Consider the following 15,584-nt stretch of genomic DNA (forward strand, 5'->3'; position numbering starts at 1 on the left):
CACCTCTGGCCACTCACCGTGCACTACATAGTTATGTCGTTTCCCCCCCAGAGGCTGCTAGCATCGGATGGACATCGAATCCCGAACAGGCCACATCAAGGTTGCCCATGCTCGAGACCACAGCACTGCCAAGGAAAGCGACGCTGTCCCCGCCACTGGATACCCGGTATCAAGTCGAAACGCCCGAAGGCATCGACTTGCCACTGCGCCCGGCCGGGCTGATGGTTCGTGCGCTGGCCTTCTCCATCGACCTCGGATTGCGCGGGTTGATCCTCGGTCTGTTGTTCATCGTATTGGCGTTTCTCGGAAAGCTGGGCGCCGGCCTGGGTTCAATCCTGCTGTTCGGTGTGAGCTGGTGGTACATGGTGCTGTTCGAAGTGCTCAATCAGGGGCGCTCACCCGGCAAACAATGGATGGGCTTGCGCGTGGTGCAGGATGACGGCACGCCTATCGGCTGGTCTGCTTCGCTGCTGCGTAACCTGCTGCGATTCGTCGACCTGTTGCCGTTCGGCTACTTCCTCGGCGCCGTCAGTTGCCTGCAACACCCGACCTTCAAACGCCTCGGCGACCTGGCTGCCGGCACGTTGGTCATCTACCGCGAACAACCGTTGCCCCCACCGCAACTCCCCGACGCCCAACCCCGGCGCCCGGCGTTTCCCCTGTCGCTGACCGAACAGCGCGCCATCCTCGGGTTTGCCGAGCGTCAGGGCGAACTCTCCGAGGCGCGGGTCAACGAACTCGCCGCGATCCTTGCCCAGCCGCTGCAGGTACCCGCACCCAAGGCAGTGGACGAACTGAACGGCATTGCCCGCGGCTTGTTGGGGCCGACATGAAGCAAAGCCTTTTCGAAAGTCGCCACAAGGCTGAGTGGGAACAGTTTTCGCTGATGCTCGAAAGGCTGGAGCGAGGCAAGGAAGCGGCACGATTCACCAGTTTTCCTGGTGATTATCGAAGGCTCTGCCAACATTTGGCGCTGGCTCAGGAACGCGGCTACAGCAGCTTCCTGATTGACTCGTTGCAGCAACTCGCCTTGCGTGGCCATCAACAGCTGTATCGGCATCGCAGTCGGCTGGGGGCGAGTGTGTTGGCGTTTATCCTGGCCGGTTTCCCTCGACTCGTGCGTGAGCAATGGCGTTTTGTGCTCGCCGCCGCCCTGTTGTTCTTTGGCAGCCTGATCGGTTTCGCGTTGCTGGTTTACCTGTTTCCGGACCTCATCTACAACCTGATTCCGGCCGAGCAGGTCAGCGAAATGCAGAGCATGTACGACCCCGTCGCCGGCCACTTGGGTCGCACGGCGGAACGCGCGGCGAGTGAAGACTGGGTAATGTTCGGTTACTACATCATGCACAACATCGGCATCGCCTTTCAGACCTTTGCCAGCGGTTTGCTGTTGGGTGTGGGCAGTGCATTTTTCCTGCTGTTCAACGGTTTGATGATCGGGGCGGTGGCCGGGCATCTGACGCACATCGGTTATGGGCAAACGTTCTGGACATTCGTGATCGGCCACGGCGCCTTTGAGTTGAGTGCCATTGCGCTCGCGGGGGCCGCCGGCCTGCAACTGGGTTGGGCGCTGATCGCACCCGGGCGCCTGCCCCGCGCCGAAGCCTTGCGATTGGCTGCGCGCAAAAGCGTGCTACTGATTTGCGGGGTAATGCTGTTTCTGCTGATTGCCGCATTTATCGAGGCGTACTGGTCATCAATGACTGCGCCCCAGGCCACTACCAAGTACCTGGTTGGTGCGGTGCTTTGGCTGTTGGTGGCAACGTATCTGTTGTTTGCCGGACGGAGGCGCCATGCGCCTGAGTGACGCCACGGTCGTCATCCGTCCCCGTTCCACCTGGGAAGCCATGGATCTTGGTGTGCTGCTGAGTCAGCGCCACCGCCGCCTGTTGATGACCAGTTGGGCCATCGTGACCTTGCCGGTCTTCGCCCTGCTGAGCGTGGTGCTGTGGGATTCCCCTACCCTCGCGGTGTTTATTTTCTGGTGGCTCAAACCCGCGTTCGAACGCCTGCCGTTGTACATCCTGTCCAAATCAATGTTCGGTGAAACGCCCACATTGAAGCAGGCCCTGCGCCAATGGCCGCGCCTGCTCAAGCCACAATTGCTGACCAGCCTGACCTGGCGTCGCTTGAGCCTGAGCCGCAGTTTTGTGATGCCGGTGGTGCAACTCGAAGGCCTGGGTGGACATCAACGCCAACAGCGTTTGCACGTGCTGCTGCAACGCAACGCGGGCGCCGCGCAATGGCTGACGATCATCGGCATGCACCTGGAAACCGCCTTGTGGATCGGCTTGATGGTGCTGTTCTACCTGCTCCTGCCGCCGCAGGTCCAGATCGACTGGAGCTGGCAGACGTTGATTTCGGCCGGCGTGCAAGACTGGCGTTGGCTGGAACACCTGACCAACGCTTTTTACGCAGTGGTGCTGGTCATCTGGGAGCCGATCTATGTGGCGTGTGGGTTCAGCCTTTATCTGAACCGGCGCACAGTGTTGGAGGCTTGGGATATCGAACTGGTGTTCCGCCGATTGCGTCAACGCCTCAACAGCACCATCGTTCCCTTGCTGCTGGCCGCCATTCTGATCATCCCCACCGTGCAAACGGTCTGGGCGGCCGAGCCGCTCATCTCACCGGACAGCCCGCGTCTGCTGGATCAACCGCTAACCAGCCAAGCGTCGAAGGACAGCATCAAAACCCTTCTCGAGCAGCCGCCATTCAAGAACAAGGAATCGGTCACCCGCTATCGATTCGGCGAGGACAAATCGGCGGACACAACCTCAGGGGACAGCAAAACACCCCAATGGCTGGAGGCGTTATTGAAGCTGCTCGATAACCAACGCTTCGGGTTTCTGGCCAACTTGATCGAAGTGTTGCTGTGGGGCGCGGTGATCGGGGGCATCGGGTTACTGATCTGGCGTTACCGCGAATGGTTGCAGGCGTTCGTCAGCCGCCGACCGGCCTTGACCATCGACATCGCACGGTCTGTGCCGCAACAGGCATTTGGCCTGGACCTCAAGCGCGAAAGCCTGCCCGCCGACATCGCCACCGCCGCCGAAAATCTCTGGCAGTCCAACCCTCGTGAAGCCTTGGGTTTGCTGTATCGCGCCCTGCTCAGCCATTTGCTGCACGACCACCACATTGCGCTAAAACCGGCCGACACCGAAGGCGAAGTGCTCCAACGCGTCGAGCAACTGCAACAGCCGGCGCTTTTGACCTTCAGTAAAAACCTGACCCGGCACTGGCAGAACATGGCCTACGGGCATCGCCTGCCTGCGGCGCATTTGCAACAGGAACTCTGTGACGGCTGGCGCACATTGTTCGGCCCGGGAGCGGCGCGTTGAATCGGCACCGCGGGCTGGCGATCGGGCTGATCGTCGCGGTGCTCGTGGCCGCGCTGAGTATTTATCTGTACCTGAAGGCCACGCCCTATCAGACCGAAATCGATCACGGCCCATCGCCAGAAGCCCAAGCCAATCCTTACCTGGCCGCCGAATACTTTCTAGGCAAACAGGGCCTGAACGTCAGCCATGCCAACAGCCTCGATATCCTGCCGAGTATCGATCCTCATCAACACAGTCTGTTGCTGCTCGGGGACCGATCGAAGATGTCCCCGCGCCAGGTTGATCAGGTGATGAACTGGACTCGGGCGGGCGGGCGCTTGCTGTTTGTCGCCCAATCCTTGTGGGATGAAAAACTGGGCCAGAGCAATGACCTGTTGCTCGACCGCGTGCAATTGCACCAGTCGCTGAGCAAAGACCTGAAAGACCCGCCACCCAATGTTTTCGAAGACTCCTTTCCCAAGCTGACCAAACTCTATCTGGAAGACGAGGACGCACCGGCCTACGCCAGTTTCGATACCGCGTTCCATCTCGACGACCCGAAAAACCTCGCGCAATCCTGGGCCAACAGTGGCAAAGGCACGCACATGATGCAGCTGAGCCACGGGCTCGGCTCAATCATCGTGGTCACTGATGCCGACCTGTGGAAAACCCCCGCCATCGATCAATACGACAACGCCTGGCTGCTTTGGTACCTGACCGCAGACACGAACGTGACCCTGATGTTCAACACCGTTCACGACAGCCTGCTGACCTTGCTGGTGCGCTATTTCCCCCAAGCGCTGGCGGCCCTGATCGCCTTGATTGCACTTGTCTGCTGGCACGTCGGTGTGCGCAATGGTCCGTTGCTGGAACCTGCGCCCAAAGCGCGTCGTCAGCTTCAGGAACACCTGCGCGCCAGTGCCGATTTCATGTTGCGTCGCAACGGTCAACATCACCTGCTGCAAGCGTTGCAGCAAGACATCTTGCGGCGTGTCCGGCGTCGTCATCCAGGCTTTGAACAACTCGTCATTGCCGAGCAATGGCTGGTGCTCGCACGCCTGACCGGCCAACCCACGCGCGCGATCAGTCAGGCCATGAGCCCGCGACCGAAGCAGCGGTTGTCCAGCGTGCAATTCAGCCGCCAGGTCGCCCACCTGCAAACCTTGAGGAACGCCTTATGAGTGAACAGATCGAGCCCGGCAGCGCGACCCACGCTGCCCAGCAACGCCAACGCGCCAGTCAGTTGGCTCAGGCCGTGAGAACCGAACTGCAGAAAGCCGTGATTGGTCAGGACACGGTCATCGACGACGTGCTGACGGCATTGATCGCTGGCGGCCATGTGCTGCTCGAAGGCGTGCCAGGGCTGGGCAAGACATTGCTGGTGCGCGCCCTCGCCCGCTGCTTCGGCGGCGAATTCGCACGCATCCAGTTCACCCCCGACCTGATGCCCAGCGATGTCACCGGGCACGCGGTCTACGATCTGAGCACCGAACAATTCAAACTGCGCAAAGGGCCGCTGTTTACCAACCTGCTGCTGGCCGACGAGATCAACCGCGCCCCGGCGAAAACCCAGGCCGCACTGCTCGAAGCCATGCAAGAACGCCAGGTCACCCTCGAAGGCCGCGCCCTCCCCATCGTGCAACCGTTCATGGTGCTCGCCACGCAAAACCCTATCGAGCAGGAAGGTACTTACCCACTGCCCGAAGCCGAGCTCGACCGCTTCATGCTCAAAGTGCGCATGGACTACCCCGATGCCGAGCAAGAGCTGAACATGGTGCGCCAGGTCAGCCGCTCGACCCGCGCCGACATGCTCGATGTGCAGCCGCTGCGCACCCTGTTGCAGGCCAAGGACGTGTCGACCTTGCAGCGCATCGCCAGCGATTTTCCGCTGGACGATCAGGTGCTCGATTACGCCGTGCGCCTGGCCCGTGCCACCCGCACCTGGCCCGGCTTGACCCTCGGCGCCGGGCCTCGGGCGTCCATCGCGCTGGTGCGTTGCGCACGGGCTCGCGCGTTGCTGCGCGGCGGTGAGTTCGTGATTCCGGATGACATCAAAGGCTGCGCCCTGGCGGTGCTGCGTCATCGCGTCCGGATCGCACCGGAGCTCGACATCGAGGGGCTGGACGTCGATCAAGTGCTCAAGCAACTGCTCGATCAAGTACCGGCGCCGCGCCTGTGAAACCCTCGCGCCTGCTGCTGATCTGGCTCGCGATCCTGCTGGCCATCGGCATCGTGCTGGGCGCATTGCGGGCACTGGACTTCGCCGTCCCGTCGACCCTGTTGTCGATCAACTGGGGGCTGCTGCTGGCCCTGTTGGCGCTGGCTGTGCTCGACACCATTCGCCTCAAACGCCTGCCCTCGCCGCGCGTGCACCGTCACATGCCCGGCAGTCTTGCATTGGGCCGGTGGAGTGAAGTGCGACTGGACATTGAACATGCGTTTGCTCAACCGCTGAACGTACAGCTTTTCGACCATGTGCCGCCGGGACTGAGTTTCGAAAACCTCCCCCTGTCCGTCGAACTGCAACCCGGGCTACAGAGCCAGATTGGCTATCGATTGCGTCCGCTCAAGCGCGGCCACTTCAGCTTCGAACACTGCGAAATCAGCTTGCCGAGCCCCTTGGGCTTATGGTCCGACAAGCGTCTGCTGAACGTGATCGACAACACCCGCGTCTACCCCGACTTCGCTCGCCTCTACGGCGGCGAACTGTTGGCGGTGGACAACTGGATCAGCCAGCTCGGCGTACGGCAGCGCCAGCGTCGCGGGCTGGGCCTTGAGTTCCATCAATTGAGGGAATTCCGCGAAGGCGACAGCCTGCGCCAGATCGACTGGAAAGCCACCGCCCGCCAGCGCACGCCGATCGCCCGTGAGTATCAGGACGAGCGCGATCAACAGATCATTTTCATGCTCGATTGTGGCCGCCGAATGCGCAGCCAGGATGGCGAGCTCGCGCATTTCGATCACGCGCTGAATGCCTGCCTGTTGCTCAGTTACATCGCCCTGCGCCAAGGCGATGCGGTGGGCCTGAGCACATTCGCCAGCGATCATCCCCGCTACCTCGCCCCGGTCAAAGGCACTGGTCAACTGAACGTGTTGCTCAACAGCGTCTACGACCTCGACAGCACCCAACGCCCCGCCGATTACCAGGCCGCCGCCACCCAGTTGCTGGCCCGCCAGAAACGTCGGGCGCTGGTGGTGCTGGTCACCAACCTGCGCGATGAAGACGACGAAGAACTGCTGACCGCCGTCAAACGTTTGAGCAAGCAACATCGGGTGCTGGTGGCGAGTTTGCGCGAAGACTTGCTCGACAATTTGCGGCACGCGCCCGTGCAAACCTTGCCGGAAGCGTTGGCTTATTGCGGGACGGTGGATTACTTGAATGCGCGGGCGGAGCTCCATGAGCGGTTGAGTGCTCATGGAGTGCCGGTGGTGGATGCGCGGCCAAGCGAGCTGGGCGCGGCGTTGGTGACGCGGTATTTGAGCGAGAAGAAAGCCGGGGGGTTTTAGTGATCCAAAGGCTCGATGACTACGTCCTGCTCGGATTCGTCTGTTTGTGCGACTACACGACATCGCAAACCAGTCACGATGGTTGAGTCTTTAGACCTGATGACAATTACGAACTCTTCCCCTACCGGAACTTGAATGTTCACCGTCCAGTTAAACCGGTCACCCACTGTCTGGAACTCACCCGCCGGGGGCGTAAAGGTCACCTCCGGCCGAGCGCTGAAAATCGCATATTCATGAGCCTGCTCTTGCTCATTCGGGAGTATCCCTATCGCAATGTCCTTGTCCTGCTTCATTTGCACGACAACAACATGCGGAAGAAGGACAGGTACGTGGTTCACAAATGGAGAGGGCTTGATTGAGCCGATATCTTTAAAGACCCAAACTTTTTTTGACCGTGTCGATTCACTCCCCGTCCCAGTGGGGACTGAAGCACTCACCACAGTAAAGTCATTGTCGGACGCCTGGGTCGGGGTAAACACCTCAGTTGCCCACCCCTCGGCATCGGTTCGAGACTGAGTGACCGGTAGACCCGTAAAGCTCCAAGCCACCTCAATCCCCTGCTTCGCCTCTTCCACTCGTACATCCGCATTCAAATCCTCACCAAGCAGTACGAGCGAGCGGGATACCTTCATCTCGGCTATTTCATAGGGTTTTACGACTGTGAAATCTAAGGATTTGCCAGAACCAAAACCTGCCGTAGCGGTAAGTGGGTATTCGCCCAACTCAGGCGGCTTGAAAGTTACACGCGATGTTCCATCGTCTTCAGTGATGGTTGGTTGCAAGGACAACCCTGGAAACGTCCAATTGACTCGTATGCCCTTCAGCGGTTGACTGTCATTACGGGATACCACCCTGACTTCTGCCATCGCCTCTTCACCGACAACAACATCCCTGCTCCGACTGCTTAACGACTCAATCACAGGCACCACCCCGCCATACAGCAACGGCGTGGTATCCCATCCCCCTATGCCGCCTTCCACCGAGGCCCACAGAACCCCGCCCCCCTCCCCAGACAACGAAAAGGTCAGGCTGGCAATGCCATCGACATCGGTCTGCGACGGTGTCAACGCCCGTTCAGCGTACTCCCACCACACCTCAACCCCGGCCAACGGCAACCCGGTCAACGCAGAAACCACTTTGGCCTTGGCGTACGCCGTGGACTCGTCAGGAGGTTGTCTGGACCCGGTCGGCTCGTACAGTTCGCTGATTTCCCGAGGCTCATTGAGCCTGAAGTTCAGCGTCATCGAGTCCGAGTTCGACTCGCCCCCTACCGACGCAGTCAACTCAGCCACTCCGGGAGTGGTCGGGACAAACCGCACCTTTGCCACGCCGTAATAATCGGTCACCGAGGTCTCCACCCCAAGATCCGGGCTGCGCCAGGTCACCGTCCACCCCACCATCGGCTTGCCACTGATGGCCGAAACCACCGTGACCTGCTCCTCCAGCGCCTGTCCCCAGCCGAGGGTCTGATCCGCTCGACTGCGCTCAGCGATTTTCACCACCTGCGCCCCTTCGCCCAGCGACATCGCATTCGCCGGCGACAGACTCGCCAGGCGCTCCGATGACAGGCGCAACGCAAAACTGCCGTCCTTCAGATCGCCCGCATTGAACGTGTAGTGCAACCCTGCATCGTAAAAGGCTCGTGGCACTCCCAGCCCCTCCGACAAAAACCTGATCCCCAGTTCGGCAGGCCCGGTTCCTGTCATCCCAAGGGTTAAATCATGATCAAACAAAGGGCTGTTTTTGGGGGCCAACAGCTCAAACGTGTGCTCGCCTTTGCGTCGTGGAAAATAGGTTTTCGTGCCCCAGAGTTGCGGCTGTGCACCGTCGAAACGAACCGTGAGCCCGGCCCATGGATCGCTCGCCAGCCCCGTAATCCCCATGGAACGCTTTTCTTCAAAACCGTCGTAAGGGCTGGTCACCAAGGCTTCCACCTGATGCTTTTCAGCGGTTGCCGGCGAAAAAGCAAACCCGGACCAGCCTTCGGCATCGGTTGGCACCACGCTCGCACCACCCGGCGCAGACCAACCCACTGGCACTTTATCAACAGCGAGCCCGGTAAAGTGGGAATACACCCGAACCCACATCCACGCAGGCTCCTGCCCGACAACCGGGTCCACGACCGACTCACGCACGGCCTCAATCCGGACTTTGTTATGCGCCAGTGCCATCGGCTTGGCCGTGGCGGTGAACGCCAGCTGCGGCAGTGCCAACGCGAGGGCAAACTGGCCGGGCTGTTGACTGGCGGTGAAGTCCAATGACCAGATCGCACCACCATCGGTGATCGGTTGAGGCAGGTTCAAAGCGGGTTCCACCGTTGCCCCTAACTGAATGGCGGGGGTCCCCGACCACGTCAGTGTAGAGTTCAGCCCCACCAACGGGCTCAGTACATTGGGCAAAACATTGAAGCGATGCCGGGCGCCCAGGCAGGGGAAAAGCTGCTGAGCGTCGAGCGCTGCCGGTATCTGATCGAGTACAAGGCTCATCTCTTGCGTCAGGTCCGCAGACACCAATCGCCCAAACAATTCGCGGGCGGTTGCAACCCCTTCCAGGCGCAGCTCCAGTTCGAACAGGCTGCTGACGCTGGTGGTGGCCTGCGAGGTGAGTGTCCATTCCAACCCGGCAGCCACAAGTGGCCGGAGTGTCCCGAGGTTGCCAGGCACCAGCCCGATATCAGGGGCAGCCCCTCGCCAGTGCAGGCTGATATTTCTGCCGATCCACGGGCTACCGGCGACAGGCACGACCTTGAGAATATGGGTCCCGCCGCGCCGACACAGCACGCCCAACGTAACCCGATCGACTTCTGTGCCATCGAGCAGAATCTTGACCTCGTTTTTCCAGGGGCTGGTCGCAATCGCCTTCACGTTAAAAGGCTGTTCGACCGCCACGGCCTCGGCATGCGCCTTGATGCTCGCGATAACGACCTGATCCCCGGCGTTTTTCGGCGTGTAGAGGTAACTGGCCCAGCCGCCGACACCGGTGACGGTAGACACCACGCCCTGCGGCCCCTTCCAGTCAACCAGCGCATTGAGAACGGGATCACCGTCACCGCTGACGACGACGTGCAGCACTTGCACCCGCAACAACACACTTTCGTTTTCATCCACCACCGGAAACTTGTTGGCCTCTCGCACTTCGCCGACCCTGACCAGATTGCGCGCCAGTGACATGCGTTTTTCCGGCGAAGACATCTGCAGCTTCGAGCAGACCAGTGACAAATCGAAGCGTCCGTCCAGTCGGTCTGCGCTGGTCAAAGTCCAGGCAAGGTCGATGCCTGTGACGGGCACCGGCGTCTCAAGCGCCGGGCTGACGGAAACGCCCAGTTGCTCGTGCGAATCACCGCTCCAACGCAACGACAACTCGGTGCCCAACAGCGGACTGTCCGCCGCCAGCTTCAGGTTCACGGGATAAGCTGTTCCGCGGTTGGGATAGCCGGTTTTTTCTTCCCAGCGCGTCGCGGCCCCATCGACAACCGCCTGCACGTCTTTCCACGGGTCCGTTGCCAGCACCCGCACCTCCAACCGCTCAGTGACCACACCTTCGGCGTAATACGGACTGTCGACCGACGCTTCGATGGCAATGACACCCGCTGCCGTCGGCTCATAGGTGAAGTACGCCCAGCCTTGGTTATCCGTAACGGCAACACTTTTCACCCCTTGCCCGGCGCCCCCCCAATTCACCGTTCGCCCATCGAGGGGCTGGCCGGTGTAGTAAGAGGCCACTTGAACGCCCAGGCGAACACTCTGCTTGTGCTCAAGCACCGGGTAAAACGCCGCCTCCAGCACCTCACGGAACACCAGCCGGTGGTGCCCGAGCGATACCGCCAACGGGTAAGGCACGGCGGTGTACTGGTTAACCAAGTTCATCGAGAAGAGGTAAGGTTCCTCATCACCGATCCACGGGCAGTCAAGCGTCCACAGGTCATCGAGCGGATGATCCACGCCCCAGCCAGGTGTCGCGACAATGGCGCCCTGCGGGTTGTCGTCGCTGGTCAAGGCCGCCTTGGTATCGCGCCAGACGTTGTCCGGCGCAGGTATAAATTGCAGCCGATGAGCCAAGGAGGCAGAGGCTCCCAGACACATATACAGAGGCCGGGATGCAGGCAACGTTTGCTCGTCCAGCTTCAGCGCTTGCATCACCGCCGACGCCAGGTGCAGCGCGATGTTTATACGAGTGATACAGATCACGGAAACGAAGTCGCCAGAGCGGTTGGGCGGGCTGAACACACTGACGGTGATCATATCCTGCTGACGGAACGGCAGACCCAGCTCGACTTCGTACTCGATCGGCTGGAAGACCAGCGGCTGACCGTTACGCCTGCGTAACTGATCGACCGCCGGATCTCGTGGTTGTCCAGGCGTCAGCGGAATCTCCAGTTTGTCCTGCGAACCCTCGATGCTGATGACCAGTTTGCCGGCTTCGGTATGCCGTGTCTCGCACAGGAAACTGAGGACATACCGCGCTTGAGCGCTCGGGTCTTTGGGAACCATCATTTGCTGGCTGACCGAAGACTCATTGCCAGCCTTTAGAAATCGAATGGGCACACCGTTATAAATTTCGGTCTCCGTACCCAACCAATCCTGATTGAGCGGGCCTTTTTTCCAATGCGCGAACGCCTTGTCGAATTCGCCATTCAACACCAGGCTCTCATCGGCCAGGATTGTCGGATTACTCATGGTTGCCTGCTCCTTCAAGGGTCGTTTGCTGTGCAGCCATTTCAGCTGTTGTCACCAGGTCTTCGACGGTTCGGACAAAGATTGGCTCACCGAACCTGGCCGTGTAGCGAACGCGTACGATGATGTCGGTCAAGGAGGCCAGCATGGCGACTTGCGGCGCTTTTTTCGGCCAGGGGAATTTCAGCATCCAGCGCGACACCACCCCGGTGTTTTCGAAGGGGTTGAGCAAACCTTCATCGGGCTTCATTGCCACCATGCCGTTGTCGGCGATACCTACGGACAACGCGATGTGTTGACCGCTGCGCAGGTTGACCAGCACATCGGCCGGGGCCACGCCGGTGCCTGTGCTGTGCAAGTACCTCACCGACTGGGTCGATGCCTTGGTCGCCACCATGCTGCTGATCTGCAGCAACGTAGCCCGTACGTCCTGGTATGGCCCGGTCAGCACGGGCAAATCGACTTCGACCGAGCTGATCTGTCGGCAGTAATGCCCGGGGTGATCACGATCAAACAGCAGTTGCGTGAGTTTGAACTCCAATACCCCCTTGTCCTTCAACTGAGTCAACGCCTGCGCCCAGCCGGTCACGCCCGTCTGTGGATCGATCAGATCCTCGAACAATTGGCGCAGTGAAACGGTCTTCACCAGTTCCAGCCGTCGCTCATGCCGTTGCAGGTACTCACGCTCCATGCGCAATAAATGTCCGCGCAGATGCTCCCCTGCCGTCAGGCCGTAACGGTTGTCCAGCCAGACCTGAGGCAATGGAATCTGCGAGTCGTAATCGCCGGTTTCGGCGCTCAACGAGGCCTGGGCATTGAGGCACAAACTGACGACAGCATCGTAGGCCTGGTAGTGCAACGCCTTGAACTGCCCCAACAACCAGCCGAACAACTCCTCGTTCGTCGCCCGTTTTTTCAAGAAGGTGAACACCGTCACTGCCTGGCTGTTGGCCTTGAGGGTTTGTTCCAGGCTGGTTCTGGCCGCTTGCACGGCATGGGTCTGTGCGGTGATCTGCTCGTCGATGGCGCGGACTTCCGCCAACGCCTGATCGCGTTGCAATTGCCACTCTTCGCGGCGACGGCGGTAGCCTTCGGTGGTGGCTTTTTTATCCGCGTCCAGTTGCAGCACCGACGAGGCTATTTCCAGTCCGAAGCACACGGCATCGGTAATTTTTTCCAGGCGGTGCCCACCATTGGCCAGGCCGAAAACATTGGGCAGCGCAGCGAGTGCCGCGCCAACAGGCTTGATGCTAGAGGATGTCAGCGCCAGTATTTTTGACTTATGCAGGCTTTCCATGACGTCGTATTCAACCGCCGTCACGTTTTCGTCATAGCGCCGGGCATACGCTTCGGCCCGCTCCCGCGCCACGGCCCGGCTCTGTTCGAGTGCGGTGACGCTCGCCTGCAGCTGGACGATGGTCTGTTCCTGCACGGTCTGGGCATAGGAGCCCAGTTCCACCAGGTGGTTCTGCTGCATCTCCTCTTGTTCGGCCCGATCGCGTTGCTCCAGCAAGCGCAGCACTTGGCTTCCGTATTCCTGCAACGTCTGCACCGCACGCATGGCCGTCTCGAACGTCACGCGCCAGCGGAAGGCGCCCACCACCAGTCGCCCGCCCATTGGCCTTGGCCCGGCGACGTTGCCTGTCGCCAGATCGCGCAACAGTTGGTTGGGATCTGTCGGCGGGCTGAACAGCGGTATCTGCAACGGTGTACCGTCCAGGGTGAGGTTGTTGCGCAAGTTATGCAGGCGTTGACCAGGTAAGTCGTACAGGCCTAGCAACTGTTCATTGATCGGACATTTGAAAGGTTTGTTTGCCAGCAGCCCGAATTCGGGCGGAGCATCGGCAGTGGCAGGAAAGTCCGCCAAGCTGAACGCCAGGGTTTGCTCAAACTGCTCAAGCGCGGGCCGCGAACGGCTCTTGCTCAAAAGACTCCCAACCGTGTCTGTTAACCAACTGTTGGCCGTTCGCACCGACGGCGCTTTACCCATCAGAAACTCGGCCTGGACATAGCACAACTTGGCCGCCACCAGGCTGTCACGGGTGAGTTGGCGGTAATACCAGTCGCCCCAGGCCACCAGATTCTTGACGTACTCGGTGAACACCAAAATCTTGAAATGATAAGGCGCGGAATAACCGATCGCGTCCGGGTCGGTCAGAGCCTGGGCTTCACAGCTCACATTGCCCTCGACGTTCAAGGGGCGGCAACGCCAATAAAGTGGTTTCGGATTCGGCGGTTTAGATGACTCCGTCGCTTGCGGATCAAACAGGTAATGCAGCCACTTTTGTGCCTCGAGGTAACGATCCTCTGCCTGCAAACGGGCCGCGATCAAATGTGGCAAGTGAAAAAACAGCTCCCAGAAAAACAAGCCATTGGCGCCGTTGAACGCACCGTTGGGCTCGATGATCGCTCCAGCGCTGGGTGGAGGTTCCGGCAAAAACTGGGTGTCCCAATCCAGCACGGCGTCGACAGAGATGTTCGAGCGCTGAACCAGTTCGGGGCCGAATAGCGAATTCAGTCGCACGTATTTGAATGCCAGCGCCGACTTTGAAAGATCGAGAAACTGCGCGGCATTGAGGGTGTTTTTCAACAGTGAGGCCGGGGTGAAGTCGGTCACGTTGACGATCGTTAATTCAAATCTTTTAGTGCCGCCGTTGGCACTGCCAAACGTAAACACCGGTTTCGCCCATGATCCTTTTGCCCGCGTATAGACCTGCCATGAGGTTCCCCACCCGCCGGAAAGGGGCTTGGCAATTGTGAGATCTGCCGGGTCGCTGCTGGTTCTGCTTATCAACTTCAAACTAAATTCTTCGTCGGTGTCGGCACCATTCGTGGGCCGCAAAAGCCCCTGAACGAAAAGCACATCGTTGTGTCCCACACGAAACGCCACGGCCAGCAGATCCAGGTAGTCCGTCAAGTTGCCCACCGTTCCTACCGTAGCGACGATAGCCGGCTGATTCATCAGCGGATGCTGCACGGTCTGAGCGGTAACAAAGCGGTGTGCCGCCGCCTGCTCCAGCCAGCCGCCATCATCTTCAACCACTGGCCGAAACAGCACATCACGCACTGCCGTCACGCTGAGAGACGCCGGGGCAGCCTCGCCGTTTGTCAACAACACCCCCAGTTTTCCCTTGGGGTGCTCAGGGGTCGCCCACACGGTCGCAATCAGCCGCGCGCCGTCGGAACTATCATTGTAATACGCGGATTTGTGCAGGCTCAACGGCGCGGACCACTGACCGTTCTGGGCCATGAACGCCACATTGATATCCAGCCGGTGTGGTAGGTTCTCGCCGCCTTCCTTGATCTTCACCTCGTCCTGCCGCTCGGCCCAAACCAGACACAGCCGCCCGCTCCAGAACACCGGGCGCATGTCCAGCACCTTCACTCCGACGGGAATATCCACAACTTGCCATTCACTCCACGCGGCCGGATTGACGGCGTCAGAGGAGGCTGAAAGCTCAACCGCTGCCTTGCGCCAGAAGTACTGGAACGGCGGCACCCGTTGGCGACCGACGAAGTAATAGTCCGCGTGTATCGGCGAGGTCCCGTCCATGTAGCTGCTGAGCACGTCCAGATTGCAGGTCTGCTCGAAGGTTTGCAGGTAGTTCTGCAAAGCCGTTTGCACAGAATCAGTGTTCAGGCGTGTCTGGTTCAGGTCGTTTTCGAGCACCTTGAACAGGCTGGTCTTGCGCTGGCGCACAAAGGGGTTGATGAAGTTCTCCGGGTACATCGCGATCAATTGCAGCGACGCCCAATCGGAGTAATTGCTGTAAAGCTCCCAGGTGGACAGGTGCTGCTTGTCGAACTCGATCGCAGCATAACCGGGCTCAAGCTTGCGGTAGGCCGCATGAATGAACTGCTGGGCGCAGCTCGTTGCTTCGGCGACCCAGGAGCTCTGCACCGGGTAATTGTCCAGCGGGTCCAGACGCAACAGTTCGAACAGGTCGGCCGGGGTTCTGAGGAAGCCAAACTTCTGATCGGCGCCCTTGCCGACTTGCCCGATGCAGTAGTCGACCAGCGCGGAACGCCGTTTTTCGAGCAGGCCAGCCATCGTGTTCAGTGCCATGATCCTTCCTCCTGAGGGTGT

8 protein-coding genes are annotated in these 15,584 nt (G+C 60.0%); 6 read left to right on the forward strand and 2 right to left on the reverse strand.

The window, feature by feature from the left end; all coding sequences use genetic code 11:
- Window positions 1–107 precede the first annotated feature (107 nt).
- From LOY55_RS24025 to LOY55_RS24050, 6 genes are read left to right on the forward strand one after another with little or no spacing between them, the layout of a single operon-like run.
- Window positions 108–833, forward strand: a complete 726-nt coding sequence (locus tag LOY55_RS24025) for an RDD family protein (RefSeq protein WP_109785059.1) — start codon at window positions 108–110, stop codon at window positions 831–833.
- A complete protein-coding gene (locus LOY55_RS24030; protein ID WP_109785058.1) occupies window positions 830–1,807 on the forward strand; it encodes a stage II sporulation protein M in 978 nt (325 codons plus the stop codon). Before LOY55_RS24025 ends, LOY55_RS24030 begins: the two co-directional genes overlap by 4 nt.
- A complete protein-coding gene (locus LOY55_RS24035; RefSeq protein WP_258666978.1) occupies window positions 1,794–3,338 on the forward strand; it encodes a DUF4129 domain-containing protein in 1,545 nt (514 codons plus the stop codon). The genes LOY55_RS24030 and LOY55_RS24035 overlap by 14 nt, the downstream gene beginning before the upstream one ends.
- The gene (locus LOY55_RS24040) at window positions 3,335–4,498 is read left to right on the forward strand and encodes a DUF4350 domain-containing protein (RefSeq protein WP_046033267.1); all 1,164 of its coding nucleotides are present in this window, start codon (window positions 3,335–3,337) and stop codon (window positions 4,496–4,498) included. Before LOY55_RS24035 ends, LOY55_RS24040 begins: the two co-directional genes overlap by 4 nt.
- Window positions 4,495–5,496, forward strand: coding sequence for a MoxR family ATPase (locus tag LOY55_RS24045; RefSeq protein WP_109785056.1), 1,002 nt, complete (start codon window positions 4,495–4,497; stop codon window positions 5,494–5,496). Before LOY55_RS24040 ends, LOY55_RS24045 begins: the two co-directional genes overlap by 4 nt.
- Complete coding sequence (locus LOY55_RS24050; protein WP_258666980.1) at window positions 5,493–6,824, forward strand: DUF58 domain-containing protein; 1,332 nt, start codon at window positions 5,493–5,495, stop codon at window positions 6,822–6,824. The genes LOY55_RS24045 and LOY55_RS24050 overlap by 4 nt, the downstream gene beginning before the upstream one ends.
- On the opposite strand, the gene LOY55_RS24055 is transcribed toward LOY55_RS24050, so the two are convergent.
- Together LOY55_RS24055 and LOY55_RS24060 are read right to left on the reverse strand one after the other, a co-directional pair.
- Window positions 6,821–11,500 carry a hypothetical protein gene (locus tag LOY55_RS24055; RefSeq protein WP_258666982.1) on the reverse strand — a complete coding sequence of 1,560 codons (4,680 nt, stop codon included), beginning with the start codon at window positions 11,498–11,500 and terminating at the stop codon, window positions 6,821–6,823. The genes LOY55_RS24050 and LOY55_RS24055 overlap by 4 nt on opposite strands.
- Window positions 11,493–15,563: a neuraminidase-like domain-containing protein gene (locus LOY55_RS24060; RefSeq protein WP_258666984.1), complete on the reverse strand. Its 4,071-nt coding sequence runs from the start codon at window positions 15,561–15,563 to the stop codon at window positions 11,493–11,495. Before LOY55_RS24060 ends, LOY55_RS24055 begins: the two co-directional genes overlap by 8 nt.
- Window positions 15,564–15,584: the final 21 nt, after the last annotated feature.

It is taken from the genome of Pseudomonas sp. B21-040, from assembly GCF_024748695.1.
GTDB lineage: Bacteria > Pseudomonadota > Gammaproteobacteria > Pseudomonadales > Pseudomonadaceae > Aquipseudomonas.